The sequence below is a fragment of the Brenneria sp. L4-2C genome (genome assembly GCF_040240335.1).
Taxonomy (GTDB): domain Bacteria; phylum Pseudomonadota; class Gammaproteobacteria; order Enterobacterales; family Enterobacteriaceae; genus Brenneria.
The window spans coordinates 32366-51490 of sequence record NZ_JBEIAC010000019.1 but is presented as its reverse complement, the minus strand read 5'-3'; the positions used below and the strand labels follow the sequence as shown (position 1 = coordinate 51490).

Below are 19125 nucleotides of genomic sequence, written 5' to 3'. Positions count from 1 at the left end.
GTTATCAATATGGAAAGATGTGACCTTACCAACGCAGGCAATCGGCAGCGCTATCCTGAACTCTCCCTGATGCGTGATCCCTTTGGCTATACGCGCCTATACTAGCGTTAATATTCATAGCTAAAGGGAAACAGATCATGTTGACGATTCTGAAAGACGACGAGAAGCAGGATTCCGAGCAAAGCAATACATCATCGCTTATTCAGCAAAAGATGTTGCAGTCCCGCTCTATTATTATTTCAGGCGAAATAAATCAGGCATTAACGGAAAAAGTGGTTTCGCAGCTACTGCTGTTGCAGGGGATCAGCAACGATCCGATAAAAATCTATATTAATAGTCAGGGGGGACACGTCGAAGCCGCGGACACCATCCATGACATGATTAAGTTCATCAAGCCCGAGGTGCATATTATCGGCACGGGGTGGGTCGCCAGCGCCGGGATCACCATTTTTCTCGCCGCTAAAAAAGAGCGCCGCTACTCCCTTACCAACACCCGTTTTATGATTCACCAACCGCTTGGCGGCGTGCGCGGCCAGGCTAGCGACATTGAAATTGAAGCCAAAGAAATCGTCAGGATGCTGGATCGGGTCAATAAATTGATTGCCGATGCGACAGGGCAACCGGTGGAGAAAGTTAAGAAGGATACGGATCGTAACTATTGGATGACGCCGCAGGAAGCGGTTGACTACGGTATTGTCGGGCGGATATTGACCCGCTATGACGATTTGAATTTGGACTAATCTAACCGACTGATTTACCCTGGCGGCGGCCAGAACCGACACAATTATTCTTTGAGATGGGGGTTTACTCTGGTTGCTCATCGTGTTGGGCGCGTCGTCAGAATAGTCTGCATTTTTATGCTTTTATTACCGCTATTTTTCTTTTCTATCTAAGGGTTATCCACGCTTACTCTGCGCTGTTCCGTCAGGCGCGGCGATCCTTTATCGGCTATTGGCGGAATGTATTTTGCAAGCCATAGCGGTTTGCTGATTTGGCGCGATGAGATTACAGTACCGGGGTATTGTCGGGCGACAACGCCAGCGCGCCTGCAATCAAAGGGACAGGAATTGACTTAAGGAGGGTGAAGAAGATGAAATCGGATTTCTCCAGGCAGACGCCTGACTATCTGCAATTTACGCCGGGTCGGCCCCTTTCCCTGTGGCATCGCTGCATTGCCCGCCTGCTGGTGCGTTTCTACTACTCATCGTTACGTTTTTTTACGCCGGATGGACGGCGGTTGGCTCCCCTCGACGGCGAAACGCCGACGCTGCTGTTGGCCAGTCATCGCAATGGCGCGACGGACGGCTGGATCTTCAACCAACTACTGCCGAGCGCGCAGTTTCTTATCGCGGTTCAGTTGCTGCGCTCGCGCTTCCTGCGCCTGATGTTCGCAGGCATCCCGGTGGTGCGCGACAAGGATCGCGTGCGCTATGGCTATAGCCGGGCGCAGGCGGGCAATCCCATTTTACAGGCGATAGCCCATCTGAAGCTGGGGGGCAGCGTCGTCATCTTTCCTGAAGGCACCAGCGAATGGGGGGCCGGGCCGCAGCCTTATCAGGAAGGCGTGGTCAAAATTATCCGCCGACTGATGCAGGATCAATGTCGTTTTCAGGTTATCGCCGCCGGCAGTTTCTATCAGGCGCCGGACCGCTTCGGCTCCGCGCTGGAACTGCTGGTGAGCGATCCGCTCGCGCTGCCGGAACAGGGAGAAGACAGCGTCGCGCAGTGGGAAACGCGCATCATGCAATATTTGAGCAGCTCGCTGAATCGCGTTTCCGTCGCCTGTCGCGATGAGCCGATGCTGGAGAACGTGGCGCGTCAGGCCCGCTCGCGCAGCCGTGTGGACGGTTCCTATGCGTTGGCGTTCAAACAAGCGGAACAGCAGGCGCTGCAAGGTCGTGCGCCAAAGCCGACGAGGACGGAGACCTCGCGCGCGTCGATGAACATCCTTCAGTGGCTGGCGTGGAAAGCGTTTATCTTTACGCTGCTGCCGGTCTGGCTGTGCGGCTGGTGGGCGGGACGCCGGGCGGACGGCCGCAACACCACCACCTTTTTTCGTCTTGCCGGCGGGTTCGCGACGGCGTTGATCTGGCTGCCCTGCCTGGCGGTTATCGCGTCGATCTATCCCTGGCTGCTGGCGCTGTACGGCATCGCCGCGTGGGGCTGGCGCCAGCGCGGCAAATTTTCCGCCATGAACCTTGAGAAAGAGAATGAAAGCAGACCGTAGTGTGGCGATGAGCCGGCATGGGGAGATAAGCAATCGTTGCTATCTCGCTCTGATTGTCCTGATTTGGCTTTGGGGCGTGGTCAGCGCGCTCAGCCTGCGCGACGCGCGTTTTATCGCGCCGGGGGCGCTGAGCATGCTGGTTATTATTCTACAGGCCAGAGCGACGGCGGCCGGCGCCGGAACGTGGCGCAGTTGGCTCGGCGTGTTGCAGTTTGCCAGCAGTTGGCTGGTTTTTTATCTGTTCAGGGCGATTCACCTTGCGACGCCGCGCTCGTTCGACGCGCAGTTGCTGATGTGGGACCGCATGCTGTTCGGCGGCGGCGGCGCGACGGAAAAGGTGGCCGCGTGGCACACTTTCTGGCTGTCTGAAGTGATGAGCCTGTGTTATATCGCTTTTTATTTCATCATACTGCTGCCGGTGATCGTTTATGCCTGTCGGCGCACGACCCTGGCCAGTCGCGGTTTTTTCCACGGGTTAATGCTGATGTACCTGTTTGGTTTTCTGGGCTATCTGCTGGTTCCCGCCGGCGGTCCCTATTTGCAGTTTCCCGACCAGTTCCCGTATCCGCCGGAGGGCGGCGCGATCACCGCCTTTCAGGTGGCGCTGGTTGCCCAGGGCGGCACCGGCATGGACGTGTTTCCCAGCCTGCACTGCGGCATCAGTGTGTATATCCTCGGCTATTTGCTTCTGCAACGTCATACCCTGATAGCTGTTCTGCTGTTTCCCGTGGTTGCCGGCCTTGTTCTGGCGACGCTCTATTTACTCTACCACTACGGCATTGATCTTATCGCCGGGGCATTGCTGGCCTGCGCGGTGCTGGGGTGGTTGCATCGATGCGGCTATTTTCGCGATGACGCCGCGCTAAGGATCTAACCTATGTACGTAGCCAATGACTTTGTCCTGCCGTTTGCCGATCCCCATGCCGTGGAGCTGTCGCTCAGCGGCGGCAAGGGTGCCAGCCTGGCGCGGCTTACCGCCGGCGGCCTGCCGGTGCCGCCCGGCTTTATCGTCACCAGCGCGGCTTACCGTGCATTCCTGGCGCCGCTGCGATCGCAGATTGACGCGATCTTGCAGGCCGGGGACGATGTCGCCGCGCAGAGCCGGCGCATTCAGGACTTAATCCGCCGACAGCCTGTCGGGGATGAACTGACGCAGGCGATAAACGAGCAGTTGCAGGTTCGTCAGGCCGAGCAGTGGGCCGTCGCGGTGCGCTCATCCTCGACTTTCGAAGATCTGCCCGGCGCGGCGTTCGCCGGGCAGCACGATACCTTCCTTAACCAGCGCGGCGCGGTGGAAATTCTTACCGCCCTGCGTGACTGCTACGTCTCTTTGTGGAATGAACATGCGATGCGCTATCGCGCGCGCCTCAATCTCGCCCATCTTGACGCTTCAATGGCGGTGGTGGTGCAGCAGATGGTGGAGATGACGGCGGCCGACAGCGCGGGCGTTGCGTTTTCCATCGATCCGGTGCGCGGCGATCTTAACCGCGTGCTGATCAACGCCTGCTTCGGCCTGGGCGAATCGGTAGTCGGCGGCGAGGCGGCGGTTGATGAGTTTCGCGTAGCGCTGCCGGAATTGACGGTGGCTGAACGCAATATCGCGCAGAAGAACGAGATTATCCTGAAGAGCGATCGGGGCGTCCGGCACGTCGCTTTATCAGACGAGCAGGCTGGCAGCCCGGCGTTGACGGATGCCCAGTGCCGCACCGTCGCGCAGTTGGCGCAGCAGGCGCAGGCGTTCTTTGGTTTCCCGCAGGATATTGAATGGGCGTTCTCCGGCGGCGTCTGCTACCTGCTGCAATCGCGCCCGGTTACCTTCGTCCCGGAACGCTGGACGCGGGACGAGTCCGCCGAGCGTTTCCCCAACGCCGTGACGCCGCTGACCTGGGATTTGGTGGAGGAGGGATTTCATGAATCGCTCAACTTCTCTTTCGAACTGATGGGGCTGCCGCACTTCGGCGGCAAATGGTTCGCCATCAAAGACTTTTATATCTACGGCAACCAGAACGCGGTCGAACTGTACGCGGGAAGAATGCCAGGCGGCATCCACTCCATCGAAGAACTACAGGCCGCGCTGCCCGAGTTGGCGAGGCGCTACGCCTGGGTGCAGGAACTGCCTGTACGCTGGATGCGCGATCTGGACACCTATCTGCTGGATATCGGCGCGCTGCTGCGCGAAGACCTGTCGAACCGGCAACTGGACGAGTGCTGGCGCTATGTGCTGCGCGTACGCGATGCCGGCAAGCGCTACTTCCTGCCCAATATCGCGATTTCGCTGACGCAGCGCACGCTGTATGCCGTGCTCTATCAGCTTCTGAGCATGTCGATGCCGGCGGTGGAAGCGAAGACGACGTTCGATCTTCTGCTGTCGGTTTCCGATACCAAAACCGGACAGGTGAATAGCGAGCTGTGGGCGCTTTCCCGCCTGATCCGCCAGGATGCCGCGCTGATGCAGGCGTTTAAACAGTATTCCTCCCGCGAACTGGTAGAACGGCTGTCGGATTACCCGGCCTTTGAGCAGGAGCTGACGCAGTTCCTGCAACGTCACGGTCATCGCGAACTGGATTTCGACGCTTACTATCCTACCTGGCTGGAAGCGCCGCACGCGGTGCTAGACCAGTTGAATATGCTGGCTGAACTGCCCGATGAAGACCTGGCCGGTCAGGCGTTGCAAGCGCGGCTGGCCGCCTCCGCGGCGCAGCATCAGTATTTAAATCAGGTGCCGGAAGGCGTGCGTTATTTTATCGAGGAGGTGATCCGTCTGGCGCGGATTTACACCTATCTGGACGATCTTGAGCATTACCAGACGACGCGCCTGACGCTGCCCTTCCGCAAAGGGATTAAAGCGGTCGGCGAGCGTCTGGCGGCGCGCGGGATACTGCGCGAGGCCGGCGATATTTATTTCGCCCCATTCAGCGTGCTGGATGAGGCCATCCGCGAAGGGCGTTTCGACACGCTGGAGCAGGTCGTGTACGCCAATCAGACGGGCTGGCGGCAGGCCAAGCAGCACAGCCCGGCCTGGAACCACGGCGAGCAGGATAGCGCGGAAGATACCCCGACCGGCAATGAGCTGACGGGGCTGGCGGGAAGTCCGGGTACCGTCGAGGGCGAGGTGTTTTTAATCCACAGCCCGGACGATTTCCCGCTGTTTCCCAAAGGCGCGATTCTGGTGGCAAGAACCACCAATCCGGCGTGGACCTCGTTGTTTTATCGCGCCAGCGGCGTGATTACCGAAAGCGGCGGCCCGCTTTCGCATGGCGCGGTGACGGCCAGAGAGTTGCAGTTGCCGGCTGTCATGAGCGTACGGGGCGTGATGTCGCGTCTGGAAAACGGCATGCGCGTCAGGCTGGACGGCAGGAACGGCACGATCAGCATTCTGTAGCCGGGCCGACGTAAACCGCTCGCCAGCACGTCAGGGATTGTTGCTGCGGCTGGCGAGACGCTACGCGGCGGAGTCGGATCGACCCGGCCCGACCATCAGCGCCGAGGTGGCGATGTTTTGAGCCTTCGGCTGCTTATCTGCGCAATCGCACTGGGCGGCCGGAATTTATGGTTAAAAGGGCTTGTCAGCGATGAATGATTGGTACATAATGCTGGCCACCGATGAGGGAGTTAGTAAATAGTTATATAATTCATTGTATTACAATGATTATCATCGGTAGCCGCGCAAGCCCTTTGCATCGGCAAAAAATATTTTTGCGGGAATAGCTCAGTTGGTAGAGCACGACCTTGCCAAGGTCGGGGTCGCGAGTTCGAGTCTCGTTTCCCGCTCCAATTTCTTTTCTATAGATGTCCGCTGATGTCTGTAGCTCTCTGATTCAACAGGCTAATCGCTCTGTTGAGCCTCCAGCGAAATCCACTAAAACCATCGCCAACCACGCCGAAGTAGTACACAAGTCAGTACATGAAAATCGGGTGCGTTATCGATGCGGATTGTTTGCTGAGTCGCTTCCCTGTGCGCGGTACACCTCTCTTCAACCATACTTTAATGGCGTACCGATGCCGTCGCCCGGCAGGCCCGCACCACCGGCAAAGCCTATTCTCTCAACGATACCGACGGGCTGTCACTGTTCGTGACCGGCAAAGGCGCGAAGAAATGGCACTTCCGCTTTTCGTTGCGGGGCAAGCCGCGGCGCGGCCTGCAAACTATCGGCGAGGGGCTGCCTCCCCCGCATTGGCGGACGATGCCGGCGGATCGTCTCCGGTTCCGTTTGACGTCGCTTTGTCGTCTGTTATAGCCGCGGCGACTCGACGCATGCCTTCTGTTACCCCGCGATCCAGCAGACTCATCATCTCGGTGGTGGCCTGGGGCGCGACCTGTAACACCCCACGCAGCGCGTGATAAGTGTTCTCTAATGGCCGCAGGTAGCTGTCCGAGCCGGTCGCACGCGGAAGCTGAGTCCGGTGCTGGGCCGCGATGTTGAACGCCGCGTTGGCGAGGCGATCCCCCGGTTCGATTTTCCCTTTGCGCGCCTTAATTTCCGTAGAAACGGCTTGATTGCTATAAATGGAGGAAAGATAGGTAATTGGCGAGCTCATCCCGAGCAAAGCGTTTGTGGCGCGTTGCCCGCTGCTGAGCGGCGTCGAACTGTTGGTTTTAGGCGTCAGGTCACTTAGGAGCGACCCCTGCACCGCCGACGCCATTTTGCTGTAGAAATTGCTGCGCACTCTATCTTGCCTGATGTCCAGGCTCTGCTTGATCTTGTCGCCGATGCTCGTCTGGGGTGTTTTCTGCGGCTCGAAGATGGCGAATTTACGCCCCTGAGGATCGGTGTAAGACGTATTCAGTTGCACTACTGATTTGATCGCGCCTGCCGCACCGGAACCCAGAGCGCCGAATCCTGAGAGAATATGTGGCGTCTTCAGATCTGCGACGCCGGCATCGTTAAGGCTTTGACGCAGCACCTGAACGGCGCTGCGCGGGATAAAGGCCATCGAATCCCCTAGCGCCAAAACGGTATCGCTGCGTAATTGTTTGTTGCTTACCCGTAAACGTTCCCGATCCGCCTGGGTCGTTTCCTCCGCCAGAGTGTGTGACGATTTTTTCACCACCTCGCCGTACTCGCCTACCGTTGAGCGCAGGGGGTTGGGGACGATGGTATCGGCCTTGACGGGTTTAAGTCCAGGAACGCCCAACGCCTGTAGACCGTTTTCCAGAATCGGTTTCATCAGTCCGCCGATGGCTTCGTGCGCGAACCCGGTGACGCTGCCGGCCATCGCTGCTCGCCCCAGATAACCTGGCGCGTCGTTTCGGGTAATCTGGGTGCTCGCGGCGACGTTCATCCAGGATCGCACTTCCCCCAGATGCAGGAATGTCTGAACGCCCTGAACGATAGCCGACCCCATAATAACCTTACCTTTTTCAGTCGATTCCAGCGATTTGGACAAGCGCGCCTGAACATCTTCCAGATTAAGGTGAGCTTGTATAGTCGCGAGGTGTTTAACTTTGGAATGCCCCTGATAGTCAGTCTGTAGGCCTTGCAGGAACGCCAGAGTCTGCTCATGAGCTTTCATTTCCGTCTGGATCGTCTTAATACGGTCATCCGAAGGTGCCGTCTCGGCAAGCTCATGTTCAAGCAGCGCCAGATTTGCCTTAACCTTATTCTGGCTTGTTTCAAATGCGTCGGGAACGCTCTTGATCGCTTCTCGCGCCGCTGACGCCAGTGCCGTCTGGCTGCGGCGGACATCTGCGCGATCCGTCTGGCTAAGGTTCTGTTCGCGCAACGCGGTATCGTGCAGTAGATGAGCATGTTCCAGGTAGTCGCCCAACTTTCCTGCATATTCAGCGAAAACCTGGGCGGTTTCCCGCACATCCGGGGGAGAATGCGGTTCACTGCGCGCCGCAATTTCGTTAAGTCTGTCGGCAACGCTGGGATCGGTCAGCCGCGGCGGCGGCGATATTCCCGGCAGATAAGCCGCCACATCGTCGAAGCGCGCACCGGGGTTGGCTTCCAGCATCCCTCCTAATAGACGGGGAAGCGCGCCGTCAATTCGGGGCGTATCTGTGCTGCCGCGCTCCATCAAATCCAGCCGGTAATTATCAAAGAGTTCCTGATGGCGCTCCGGCAATTTCAACGGCTGATGTTGCGGCGCGTTGAAGGACGCGGAGCGTTCAAGCTGCTTGCTCAGCAGCGGAGGATTACTGGATAGTCGGATACTGACCGTTGATGTCGACGCAATGTCGGACGCTTTTGGCTGAGTGGGGAAGTCGCCCAGGGTGAGCGAATGAGGCTGTATATCATTAATACGCATGTCATTGCTCCTCTCTTTAGGATTGACCGTGCGTGGTGGCGACCGGCACAAGGGCGGAACCTGTGGCGACGGACTTGTGCCACTGGTGAGCGAAGGCGGCGCAGGCGGAAAGCACGGACAACAGCGTGGCTGCGGAGGCTTGCTCAAGGCCGGCTGCGCCCATGAGCAGAATGTTTTCGGTCTTGGGGTTGCGGGCCAACACCGCGCCGTAGGGCGCATTGAAAAGGTGAAAATTCATGTCTAGCAGCGCAATGGATTGTTGTGCCGAATACTTACCGTGCAGTGGACCCAGATCGGCGTGGATCGCTATGTGGCCTGGCTCTGGCTGTGCGACATAAGGTAAGGAAAAATCGATGCCATCGATCTCGAAATGAGGTCGTTCGTACAACACGCTGCTACGAGGAATCTCTGCGAGGTCGCAGAAATCATCTATCAAAGCCCGATAGTCTTTCAGACTCATCTTTATATCTTCCTGTAATGATTGCCAAGGAAACCGTCTACTGCAAGTCGCAGCAAGGCGGCGGTGCGAATTGTTTAGGACGTAGATACCGAAACCCTTGGTTCACGATCAAAAGAGAAGACCTGAAAGGGCCAAGCGTTTATCTTTCGCTGATCATTATGTCGTTTTGAAATAAAAGTGAGTTCCATTCAGAATAAAAATTATTTGTGACAACGCCTTCTTCGCGGCCGAATATCGGCAAAGGGATAAGGTACTCGCACGTAAAGTCATCTCCCCGTTCTCGCGCCGCCTCCAGCGTGCTGAACCCGGCCGAAGACCATTGCGGCGCGTATTTCACCGTCCGGAATACGGACGCCACAGGCGCGTCCGTCGCCCGACAAAGACGACCCCTTTAACGATACCGACGATTGCCATAGCTCGTGGTCAGCAAGCTCCGACCGGATTAGAGCCATACTTCGTCGCATAGCCTGAACTATAATGAGCGCAACCATGATACAGTTGGCATCGTTGTCAACTCATTGAAATCTTATGATTTATCGAAAGGAAATATGGATTATGAATGTTTTTAATCATGAAAACGGCGATTTTTTTATAAACGATAATGCTAAGATATATTATGAAATAAAGGGCAATGAGTCGGGGTATCCAATCATTTTTATTCATGGAGGGATGCTTAATATTGAGTCTTTTAATGGGATGATCAGCCACATTCCAGAACAATATAGATGTATTGGAATAGATAGCCGTGGTCATGGGAAATCGACATTTGGCAGTAATTTGAGTTATGCGCTATTGCAAAATGACGTAGAAATGCTCATGGATCATTTGAAATTAGACAAATGTAGTATCGTGGGTCATAGCGATGGCGGTACGGTAGCGCTTAGGCTGGCGGCATCAAGGCCTGAGCGAGTCGAAAAATTGATTACTATTGGCGCGCAGTGGTATCTGGCAACGGATGATCCAGCCAGAGAAGTATATAAAGATATAACGCCTGAAAAGTGGATAAATAAATTCCCTGATAATGTTAAGGCCTACGAAGCATTGAATGAGGATCCCAGATTCTCACAGTTACTAACTGAAATAGTTAAAATGTGGCTAGATACGAGTGAAACCGGATATCCATATAGATCTGTCAATAATATATCTTGCTCAACGATGATTATTCGAGGCGATGAGGATTGGTTGGTTCCACGTCATCATTCAATCAGTTTGGCTGATATCATTGATAAGTCGGTTTTATTTACTGTCCCATTTTCTAATCATTGCGTACACGAGGAACGACCGGAATTAATCGCATCATTTATTTTAGAGTTTCTGCAAAAAAGAGCATAAAAAATGACAGGGCGGCGCTGACGCCCGATTTTTTCCTAATTCAATTTGGGAGGATGAGCACAAGTATAATCGTGGCTAATAATTGATTTGGATCAGCGCTTCCTTACGGCTCAGAGTAAACTAGCGAGGGTAGTTATGGAATATATAAAGATATTGTTCACTGTTATTATTGCCGTTGGTGGGTGGATCGTTGCGCATTACTATACGTCCAGAAGAGATACTAATAATTATCGTCGAGCCACGCGTATTGAGGCGCTATCATTTTGCTACAAAGCATTTATACGCTCAAGTCTTGATGGCGCTATTGATAATAGAGGATGAAGCTGGAAAGGTTATTAATAAAGCAATTCATGTAGAAGAGGCTATAGCACTTATTCACCTCTATGGAAGTCAAGAACAATCTGATTTGGCAAAGGCATATGCAAATGAAATATCAGAAAAAAAGAATGCGGATTCAACGGCTTTGGTAAACAGCCTTCGTTCAGATATTCGAGAAATGCCAGGGTAACCCGATGTTGAAGGAATTCCTTCATACCTAAAGATTACTAAATGAGTCGACTCAATAATTTCATTAAATTTGGTATCAGTTTTCGACTCGGATTGATTTTGGCATTGAGTACCATGTATTGCTTGATGAGCCTGCAAAACAAGGCTAATTTCAAGGCTCAACTGACACAGAAAATATCGGTTGAGCGTTAATAAATTACGACTTAGCGCTTGTCTCGTTTCCCGCTCCGATTTCTTTTCTATAGACATCCGGAAAAGTCTGTAGCCCACTGATTCAACAGGATAATCGATCTGTTTCTCATCCAGTGAAATCCACCGTCAACCACACCGAAGTAGTACATACATCAGTACATGAAAATCGGTTTGTCAGATGCTTTTATCACCGACTATTCGTCTTCGGATACGACAGGGCAGGAATCAGGACGCCTTGCGGGAAACATGCTCAGCGGCGGCACGGTTGGCCTTGACCACCGCTTCTGCCAGACGTTGACCTTGCATCATCGCGGCGCATAGGGCGCCCATAAAGCAGTCTCCTGCGCCATGGGTGCTGACCAGTACCACTTTTTGCGCCGGCAAGGCGTGACACTGACCTTTGGTTTCGCAGAATGCGACCCCATGTTCGCCGGCAGTAACCACCACCGAAGGAAAGTCCTCGCTCAGCGCCGCCGCCGCCGCGCTGGCTCCAGAAAGATCGTTGACCTCGATTCCTGTGAGATCACGGGCTTCAACGGCGTTAACGACCAGCAGATCGATCGAGGAGCGCATGGATGCGCAGAGCTCACGCGCCGGAGCAGCATTAAGGCACACGGTAATGCCACGTTTTTGGGCTTCACGGGCTGCCAGCATGTTGATCGCTTCCGGTACCTCATTCTGCAATAACAACATGCCCGCCTGCTGCCAGACGCCGTCTTCGCTAAACTGCTGCGGATCTATATGGTTATTGGCATTGGATACCACTACGGCGCCGTAGTCATTTTCTGCGTCCATAATTGCGACACTCATACCGGAAGGGATGCAATTCTTCACCGCAACATGGCGGATATCAACCCCGTTATCCTTAAGTACCGAGAGTAAAAACTTACCCTGTTCATCCTCGCCGACCGCGCCGACAAAACTTACCTGCGCGCCGGCCCTGGCCGCGGAAACCGCCTGGTTACCGCCTTTGCCGCCAAATTTATATGAGCAGGCGCTACCCATAACGGTTTCGCCCTTTTCCGGCCGATGGTGCGCCTGCAACATAATATCGTAATGAAGACTACCGATGACCACTATTTTACTCATGCTAATATTCTCTTGAATTCTGGACTGCATGCTGGGTTTTCATCAGATTCTTTTCTGCCTTCTTAAGATCTTTTTTCGCAATCGCTACAAACAATGCATCCAGTATATTTAACTGGGCGATTCGCGATGCTGCGTTTTCCCCTAGCAAATGCGAGCCCTGAGAGGTTGAATTGAGAACCACATGCGCATTACGCGCAATGGGCGACTCGGCATAATTGGTAATGGCAATGACTTTGGCGCCATTGCGCGCAGCGAGTTTTATTGGGGCATTTACCGCACGCGTGGTGCCTGAATGACTAATGGCGATGACCACATCGTCGTCCGATAAAATAGCCGCTGACATCAGCATAATATGGGCGTCATCGTACATCGTTGTCTTTATCCCGATCTTCAGCAGCTTGTGAGCCATATCACGGGCAACGGCAGCCGAACCGCCCACTGCGTATAAATCGATATGCCGGGCCTTGAACAAAATATCAGCAGCACGATTAAATTCAGAAACATCAAGAATCGATATCGTTTCTTCTATTGCCTGAATGGATGTTCTGAATACCTTGGTCAGTAATTGTTCCGATGAGTCACTAGGTTCAATTTCCGCATGCAGGCTTGCTACCTCAGAATGGTTGTAATAAATCAAGCTACTTCTGAATTCCCGAAAACCCGAGAAATTGAGTTTTTTAGCCAATTTGACCACCATTGCCTCAGAAACATTATTCTCTTGAGCGATTTCTTTCAGTGAGGTTTGCTCGGATAAATCTGTTTTCGAGGTAATAGACTCCACCACTTTCCTTTCCAGTGGCGTCAGTTGTGGTAGCCTCATGCGAATTTGAGCGCCTATTGCTCGCGGATCCTGCGTCATTATTTGCCTCGTGTCGCTCTGTCAATCAACATCGCTATAATAATAATCAGTCCGGTAGCAAGCAATTGATAAAAAGCCTGAATATTAAGGAGTGTCAAACCATTACGTAATGATCCGAGAATAATCGCTCCGACAATCGTTCCAATGATGCTGCCTTTACCACCCATCAGCGATGCGCCGCCTATGGCCGCCGCCGCGATGGCATCCAGTTCCCATAAGTTTCCTAAAGTTGGCTCTGCCGCTCCAAGACGCCCAATCAGAATCAGAGAAGCCAGCGACGCTAATAATCCGGAAATAACAAATACCGTAACTTTGGTTTTTTTCACCGGCACACCCGCAACCCTTGCGGCCTCTTCGTTGCCGCCCACCGCCAGAATATATTCACCCAGAGGGGTTTTATTCATTAATACCCATAGAATCAGCGCGATGACAATCACGATAACGATGGGGGCTGGGATCCCTAACAGCTCGCTATTAATGAAATCGCGGAATTCCGTAGGGATACCGAATATCGGATTGCCGCCGGTAAAGATTAATGCCATGGCGCGAAACAGAGATAATCCCCCGAGGGTGACAATGAAGGGTTGTAGCCCGGCGTAAGCCACCAAAGTACCGCTGAATACGCCACACAGCGCCCCGACGCCCAATGTGGCCATGACAGCCAGGGGAACGGGTACGCCGGCCACCATCAAGGTCGCGCCCAGCACCGCCGATAAGGCCGCTGTCGGCCCCACGGAGAGATCAATCCCGCCGGAAATAATAACCAACGTCATACCTAACGCAATAATGGCGTTGATCGACGATTGCTGAAGAATATTCAGTAAGTTTGGTACGGTAAGAAATACCGGAGATAATAGAGAGAAGGTGACAATAATAATCATTAAACCAATCAAAGTACCTGCATCGCGCAGATTAAATTTAAATAGCGCTGAAGGATGTACGGTGGGTTGAGTATTACCTTTTGTCATCATAATAATTGCCTTAATGATAAGTGTAGGTTACAGCGTTATTATTTAATTCGGATCATTGATCGCATAACGGGCGATATTTTCTTCAGTGATATCGTCACCTTTAAGCTCGATAGTGATTTTCCCTTCACGCATCACGATAACTCTGTCGGAAATACGAATAATTTCAGGCATCTCGGAGGAAACCACCACAATCGCCTTACCCTGTTGAGCCAATTTTTCTATCAGATTATAAATCTCGGATTTGGCGCCTATATCGATACCTCGGGTTGGCTCGTCGAATAGAAATACGGTGTTATCTGCTGCCAGCCAGCGACCGATAATAACTTTCTGCTGATTACCGCCGCTCAAGGTGCCGATAGGTTTTTCGATATTTAACGGGCGCAATTTCAGATCCGTCATCACCTCTTGCGCCACCTGATTTAATTTCCTTTTTTTTAATAATCCATAGCGGGTGAAGTTCCCCATTGAGGGGAGGGCCACATTCATTTTCACCGCCCGTTCTTTAATGATTCCCTCTTTTTTGCGATCTTCCGGTACCAGACCGATACCCGCCCGAATGGCGGAGCGAACATTGAGATTTTTCACCGGCCTGCCGCCGACCCGCACGCTGCCGCTGGTCTTTACATCAATACCCGCAATCAGTTTTAGCAGTTCGGTGCGTCCAGAACCCACCAGCCCTGCAATTCCCAACACTTCGCCGGCCTGTACGCTAAAACTGGCCGGGAATACCGCTTTGTCACGTCCAAGGTCTTCCACGCGCAGGATTTCTCTATCGGTAACAAAGGACTGATGCCGTACTTTTTCGATTTTTCGCCCCACCATTTTGGTGACGATGGTTTCTTCTGTTTCGTCGCAGATGTTCACTACGCCCACCTGTTTTCCGTCACGCAGGATGGTGGCGCGATCGCAGATTTTAAAAATCTCATTCATTTTATGGGAGACGTAAATCAGCGAAACCTGCATTGATTTCAGGTCGGAAATCAATTCCGCCAGCCGCTCGAACTCCGTGGGGGTCAGGCTTGATGTGGGCTCATCCATGGCAATGATTTTGGCTTCATCCAGCAGAGCGCGGGCAATCTCCACGATTTGTTGTTGTGAAACCTTCAGATTTTTTATTGGTTCATCAGGGTCGATGCTGGGATCCAGACGTCTAAGAATTAATTTTGCCCGGGCATACTGGGCTTTTTTATCGACAAACCAGCCTTTGTATTTGGTTAACGGTCGCCCGAGAAACATATTCTGCGCAACGGAGAGCTCGGGAACATGCTGCAACTCCTGATGAATCATGGCGATGCCGGCCTGGCGAGCGGATAGCGGGTTTTTCAACTGAATAACCTTGCCGTCCACCGTTATTTCACCGGTATCGGAGGCTCGAACGCCGGAAAGAATATTCAGCAGTGTCGATTTCCCCGCGCCATTTTCACCGATTAGGGCATGTACCTCACCACGCTTTACTGAAAAGTCTACGTCCTGAATCGCAACGGCATTACCGTAAGTTTTGCCGATCCCACGCATCGTTAAGCAATATTGTTCCATAAACCCTCCGTCGCTTTACTTATTGCCCGGCAAGCAGTTTGCGCAGCGTTTCATGGTCTTTGGTTGAGAATTCGTCCACGTTTTCTTTAGTGATGAGCGCTTGAGGCGTGGAGACGACACGTGACAATTTCTGGCCATTAATAAGACGCAGCATGACTTCCATTGCCACTTCACCGGTGAGTATCGGGAAGCTGTCGACCGTACCGGTCAATTCGCCTCGCCTAACGGAGGCGTAAGCATCGGAAATGCCATCGGTGCCAAATACGGCGACCTGATTGCTTTTACCCTGCGAACGCACGGCTTCCACGACGCCCAGGGCCATACCGTCATTATTGGCATAGAAACCAATTAAATCGGGATGTTGTTGCAAAATGGTCGAGGCGGAGTTATAGGCGTTTTCACGACTCCAGTTAGCAGGAATGCTGGCCACAACGGCATATTTGCCATTGGCTTCGATGGTTTCACGGAAACCTTTGGTGCGTTGGGCGGCGGCGTATACCCCAGGTTGACCTTCGATTATCGCCACCTTACCGCCTTCCGGTTTATTTTTAATAAACCAGTTTGCAACCCGCACACCGTTGTCTTTCTGCACGTTGCCTACATAATAGGCGGCGTTTGGCATAACAGCATCATTTACATTGACGACCGGAATGCCTTTGCTTTTGGCTCTTTCATAGGCGGGCTGTAAATTGGCGTCAGTCTGGGGGGAAACCAGCAGGCCGTTAAATCCCTGGGCGATCAATGTTTCAGCGATAGATAGCTGACCCAACTGATCGTCTTCATTGGCCGCAGCCTGGTAAGCGAGGGTAAAACCATATTTTTGGGCGACATTTTTGTAGCCCTGACCGAGGGAACGCCAATATTCATTGGTCAGGGTTTTGGATACGCCGCCAATTTTCAGCTTATTATTCGCCGCAGGCAGCGGCCCATATTTAGCGGTCAGTTCCGTCCAGTCAGTACGGTCTGGTTCGGTGTCGGATTGCAACGGGGGTAAGTCCGCGGCATAGACGCTGGAGCAAAACAGGGTAGAGGCGAGTACAGAGAGTAATTGTTTTTTCATCTTCTATCCTTCCTATTTGTAGTTTTTGTTATTTACTCAAATGCCCGAGCCGACAGCTAAACGGCAAGGGCTATTTAGCAAGCATTACGTCGTTAATAATTTGCTGCGATGCCACGGCATCCTGACGGCCGATGGCATCGAGCAACTCAACATTGTCATTGAGTTTGTCGCACAGCTTCAGTAATCGAGTCACGGTAGCGATATTGGTCTCGGCTTCACGAACCGGGTCCAGACCACTGGCGTCCGGGAAAGTGTCGAAATAGTAGGCGCCTTGATAGCCATCGCGGCGCATTTGCCAGAGAAATTCCAGTGTGGCCCGCGGATTAACGGCAGCGACCATCAGGCCGTCATCGCGTTTGCCCCAGCCATCGTTAAGATCGAGGCCTAGCAGACGCGAGCGGCGGGCCACCATGGCGGCGGCATAAGCAGGGATCTCATTGGCAAACAGAACATGAGCGAAATCAAGAGTAAGACCTAAATTCGGGCAGCCGGCCTCTTCCACCGCCAGCAGGCAGGTGGTTACGTTCGGGAAAATACTGTAGGCACGGGGTTCATTGGGTTTATATTCAATACTGATATCAATATCCGGGGCGTACTCGGCCACTTCTCTCACCGCACTTACCGCATCTTCCCAGATTTTTTTGTAATCCGCCTGAAAACAGTAGTCATAGCCATCCTGACCCATCCACAGCGTCATTAAACTGGCGCCGAACTCCCGTCCCGCGTCAATGCCGCGCTTGGTTAACTCGATAGCCTGACGACGGATCGATGGATCCGGGTTAGTGAACGCGCCAATTTTAAATTCCGGCGCATCCCAACGCATTTGCATGCCATTCACCGCCAGACCCACTTCCTCGATTTTCCGGCGCATGGTTTTAACATCGTCGGTGATGTGTTGCGGATAATTTAGATCCAGATGGGTCAATCCCTTGGCCGTGGCGGCCCGTTCAATCATTTGCAATACGGAAGGTTTACCTTTCAGTTCCGGCCAGTAGCGATAGGCGCCTGAAGCAAAGGAATTCAGACGTGTGGCAAATTTAAGTTCCGACATGGAGTCTCCTTACGTAAATTAGCTGTAATGTACTTTCCTTTTTTACTATTTTTAGTAAAGTTGTAATACAGATATCACGGGCTTCTGACGGCGACAAGCTGAGTTGCTTTTTTGTTAATCAAATTGAGAGGCTATTCACGAATTTTGTTTGACGCCGTGCGCCTGAGACGCAACCTTCCCTCTGCGGATACGCAGACCGATCGTCATTGTCGTGGGAAGGCGTCTGAAACTGGGTGAAGTGGGGATAGTGACCTGAATCCACGATCGGGATGAGCCGCCATCATCACGGCTGACGATGGCAGGCGATATTCTCAGGCATGCGGTCCGGACGTCAGCGAGTCGCGTGCTATCAGTTCGCCGACGAAGGTTTGTTGATATTTAAATTCGCCGCCGTCGAGCATGAAAATTAAGCGGCCAATGGTTTCTTTGATCATTTCCGTCACCGGAATTCTGACGCTGGCGAGGGACGGAATAATATAAGGCGCCATCGCGACATCATCAAAACCAATAACCGAGACCGGGTGCGGAACGGCTATTCCGCTGTCGTGTAATTGTTTAATGGCGCCGATCGCCATATCGTCGTTACTGGCAACCAGCGCGGTAAAGTTCACATCACGCGATAATAATTCGGCGACGCCGGCGGAACCGCAGGCGGGCGTCCATTTTCCCTTAACAATCAACGCATCGCGCAGCGCAATGTTGTGTCGCGCCAGCGCGTCTTTATAGCCGGAAAGGCGTTCGACGCCGGTGGGGGAATCGAGGGAGCCGGTAATAAACGCAATATCGCGATGCCCCATGGCGATTAATTTCGACACGGCGGTAAAGCTTGATAATTTATGATCGGCGTAGACGCAGTGGCTGCTATTTTTACGCAGCCGACGATTAAGCACCATAATCGGCTGAGAATGGTTTTGGATAATCTCATCAATTTCATCAACGCTGAGAAAGCGCGGATAAATAATAATCGCATCACAGCGTAAATCGAGCAGGTATTGAATTGCCTGGCGCTCTTCTTGCGCGCTATGTTTACCATCCGCCAGGATCAGCTGACGCCCCTGGTCTTCCGTCATGCGGGCGGCATGAAACAGCAGCTCGCTAAAATAAACCCCCTGATACAGGGTGTTGGTGACCACCAGTCCCAGCGTCTGCGTCTTTTTAGCCGCCAGGCTGCGGGCCAGCAAATTGGGCCGGTAGCCACTCTCTTCAATGGCCTGAAACACACGGTCTTTGGTTTCCTGACTGACGTAGCCGTTGCCCGAAAGCACGCGTGAAACCGTCGCCTTCGACACGCCTGCCCGCTTCGCTACCTCCAGCATTGTGGTCATGTTGATCATCCGTTCGCTATCGATGTAGCGCAGTTTACTTCAGCTCGGCGGGATTGTCGTAGCGGGAATCGCCCGCTGATATCTCCGTTAAGTGATCGTTGTCACGAATATAAAAAATGGTTGTTTTGTGATCTTGTTTCATTCGTTAAAACTCACAATAATTTTGTGAAACCGGTTTCCTATGAAGCGTTTCATCGCGGTCGTTTCCGCACTCAACGTCGAGCGGTGAATCTGTACCCTATTGATAAAAAGGATAAAAATCCG

The 19125-nt window shown here is 52.9% G+C and carries 15 protein-coding genes and 1 tRNA gene; 7 read left to right on the top strand and 9 right to left on the bottom strand.

Annotated elements, in window-relative coordinates; genetic code table 11:
* Window positions 1-137 precede the first annotated feature (137 nt).
* From ABRZ26_RS20360 to ABRZ26_RS20340, 5 genes are all read left to right on the top strand, one after another.
* On the top strand, window positions 138-740 hold the full coding sequence (locus ABRZ26_RS20360) for an ATP-dependent Clp protease proteolytic subunit (protein WP_319605948.1): 603 nt from the start codon (window positions 138-140) through the stop codon (window positions 738-740).
* A 350-nt stretch (window positions 741-1090) separates the two neighbouring features.
* On the top strand, window positions 1091-2227 hold the full coding sequence (locus ABRZ26_RS20355; protein WP_319605947.1) for a lysophospholipid acyltransferase family protein: 1137 nt from the start codon (window positions 1091-1093) through the stop codon (window positions 2225-2227).
* Window positions 2211-3101, top strand: coding sequence for a phosphatase PAP2 family protein (locus tag ABRZ26_RS20350; protein WP_319605946.1), 891 nt, complete (start codon window positions 2211-2213; stop codon window positions 3099-3101). The genes ABRZ26_RS20355 and ABRZ26_RS20350 overlap by 17 nt, the downstream gene beginning before the upstream one ends.
* Before the next feature lie 3 nt (window positions 3102-3104).
* Window positions 3105-5609: a PEP/pyruvate-binding domain-containing protein gene (locus tag ABRZ26_RS20345; RefSeq protein ID WP_319605945.1), complete on the top strand. Its 2505-nt coding sequence runs from the start codon at window positions 3105-3107 to the stop codon at window positions 5607-5609.
* A gap of 316 nt (window positions 5610-5925) precedes the next feature.
* Window positions 5926-6001, top strand: a tRNA-Gly gene (locus ABRZ26_RS20340).
* A gap of 372 nt (window positions 6002-6373) precedes the next feature.
* Here the strand turns inward: ABRZ26_RS20340 and ABRZ26_RS20335 are convergent.
* Together ABRZ26_RS20335 and ABRZ26_RS20330 are read right to left on the bottom strand one after the other, a co-directional pair.
* Window positions 6374-8479, bottom strand: a complete 2106-nt coding sequence (locus tag ABRZ26_RS20335) for a hypothetical protein (RefSeq protein ID WP_319605944.1) — start codon at window positions 8477-8479, stop codon at window positions 6374-6376.
* 16 nt (window positions 8480-8495) lie between these two features.
* Complete coding sequence (locus ABRZ26_RS20330; protein ID WP_319605943.1) at window positions 8496-8939, bottom strand: CesT family type III secretion system chaperone; 444 nt, start codon at window positions 8937-8939, stop codon at window positions 8496-8498.
* A 555-nt stretch (window positions 8940-9494) separates the two neighbouring features.
* Between ABRZ26_RS20330 and ABRZ26_RS20325 the strand changes: the two genes are divergently transcribed.
* Together ABRZ26_RS20325 and ABRZ26_RS20320 are read left to right on the top strand one after the other, a co-directional pair.
* Window positions 9495-10271: an alpha/beta fold hydrolase gene (locus ABRZ26_RS20325; protein WP_319605942.1), complete on the top strand. Its 777-nt coding sequence runs from the start codon at window positions 9495-9497 to the stop codon at window positions 10269-10271.
* 190 nt (window positions 10272-10461) lie between these two features.
* Window positions 10462-10779, top strand: coding sequence for a hypothetical protein (locus ABRZ26_RS20320; protein WP_319605941.1), 318 nt, complete (start codon window positions 10462-10464; stop codon window positions 10777-10779).
* A gap of 416 nt (window positions 10780-11195) precedes the next feature.
* Here ABRZ26_RS20320 and ABRZ26_RS20315 read toward each other — a convergent pair whose 3' ends face one another.
* From ABRZ26_RS20315 to ABRZ26_RS20285, 7 genes are all read right to left on the bottom strand, one after another.
* The gene (locus ABRZ26_RS20315) at window positions 11196-12059 is read right to left on the bottom strand and encodes a ribokinase (RefSeq protein ID WP_319605940.1); all 864 of its coding nucleotides are present in this window, start codon (window positions 12057-12059) and stop codon (window positions 11196-11198) included.
* A gap of 1 nt (window position 12060) precedes the next feature.
* Complete coding sequence (locus ABRZ26_RS20310; RefSeq protein WP_319605939.1) at window positions 12061-12918, bottom strand: MurR/RpiR family transcriptional regulator; 858 nt, start codon at window positions 12916-12918, stop codon at window positions 12061-12063.
* Complete coding sequence (locus ABRZ26_RS20305) at window positions 12918-13889, bottom strand: ABC transporter permease (protein WP_319605938.1); 972 nt, start codon at window positions 13887-13889, stop codon at window positions 12918-12920. The genes ABRZ26_RS20310 and ABRZ26_RS20305 overlap by 1 nt, the downstream gene beginning before the upstream one ends.
* Window positions 13890-13931: 42 nt before the next feature.
* Window positions 13932-15425 carry a sugar ABC transporter ATP-binding protein gene (locus tag ABRZ26_RS20300; RefSeq protein ID WP_319605937.1) on the bottom strand — a complete coding sequence of 498 codons (1494 nt, stop codon included), beginning with the start codon at window positions 15423-15425 and terminating at the stop codon, window positions 13932-13934.
* A gap of 19 nt (window positions 15426-15444) precedes the next feature.
* Window positions 15445-16485 carry a sugar ABC transporter substrate-binding protein gene (locus ABRZ26_RS20295; protein WP_319605936.1) on the bottom strand — a complete coding sequence of 347 codons (1041 nt, stop codon included), beginning with the start codon at window positions 16483-16485 and terminating at the stop codon, window positions 15445-15447.
* Window positions 16486-16555: 70 nt separating this feature from the next.
* Entirely contained in the window at window positions 16556-17536 is a 981-nt protein-coding gene (locus tag ABRZ26_RS20290; protein WP_319605935.1) for a TIM barrel protein, read from the bottom strand.
* A gap of 311 nt (window positions 17537-17847) precedes the next feature.
* On the bottom strand, window positions 17848-18861 hold the full coding sequence (locus tag ABRZ26_RS20285) for a LacI family DNA-binding transcriptional regulator (protein WP_319605934.1): 1014 nt from the start codon (window positions 18859-18861) through the stop codon (window positions 17848-17850).
* Window positions 18862-19125 lie beyond the last annotated feature (264 nt).

Excerpts from the sequence above, each read along its gene's own strand:
- ABRZ26_RS20360 (WP_319605948.1), top strand. The coding sequence starts at position 138 with ATGTTGACGATTCTGAAAGACGACGAGAAGCAGGATTCCGAGCAAAGC.
- ABRZ26_RS20355 (WP_319605947.1), top strand. The coding sequence starts at position 1,091 with ATGAAATCGGATTTCTCCAGGCAGACGCCTGACTATCTGCAATTTACG.
- ABRZ26_RS20350 (WP_319605946.1), top strand. The coding sequence starts at position 2,211 with ATGAAAGCAGACCGTAGTGTGGCGATGAGCCGGCATGGGGAGATAAGC.
- ABRZ26_RS20345 (WP_319605945.1), top strand. The coding sequence starts at position 3,105 with ATGTACGTAGCCAATGACTTTGTCCTGCCGTTTGCCGATCCCCATGCC.
- ABRZ26_RS20335 (WP_319605944.1), bottom strand. The coding sequence starts at position 8,479 with ATGCGTATTAATGATATACAGCCTCATTCGCTCACCCTGGGCGACTTC.
- ABRZ26_RS20330 (WP_319605943.1), bottom strand. The coding sequence starts at position 8,939 with ATGAGTCTGAAAGACTATCGGGCTTTGATAGATGATTTCTGCGACCTC.
- ABRZ26_RS20325 (WP_319605942.1), top strand. The coding sequence starts at position 9,495 with ATGAATGTTTTTAATCATGAAAACGGCGATTTTTTTATAAACGATAAT.
- ABRZ26_RS20315 (WP_319605940.1), bottom strand. The coding sequence starts at position 12,059 with ATGAGTAAAATAGTGGTCATCGGTAGTCTTCATTACGATATTATGTTG.
- ABRZ26_RS20310 (WP_319605939.1), bottom strand. The coding sequence starts at position 12,918 with ATGACGCAGGATCCGCGAGCAATAGGCGCTCAAATTCGCATGAGGCTA.
- ABRZ26_RS20305 (WP_319605938.1), bottom strand. The coding sequence starts at position 13,889 with ATGATGACAAAAGGTAATACTCAACCCACCGTACATCCTTCAGCGCTA.
- ABRZ26_RS20300 (WP_319605937.1), bottom strand. The coding sequence starts at position 15,425 with ATGGAACAATATTGCTTAACGATGCGTGGGATCGGCAAAACTTACGGT.
- ABRZ26_RS20295 (WP_319605936.1), bottom strand. The coding sequence starts at position 16,485 with ATGAAAAAACAATTACTCTCTGTACTCGCCTCTACCCTGTTTTGCTCC.
- ABRZ26_RS20290 (WP_319605935.1), bottom strand. The coding sequence starts at position 17,536 with ATGTCGGAACTTAAATTTGCCACACGTCTGAATTCCTTTGCTTCAGGC.
- ABRZ26_RS20285 (WP_319605934.1), bottom strand. The coding sequence starts at position 18,861 with ATGACCACAATGCTGGAGGTAGCGAAGCGGGCAGGCGTGTCGAAGGCG.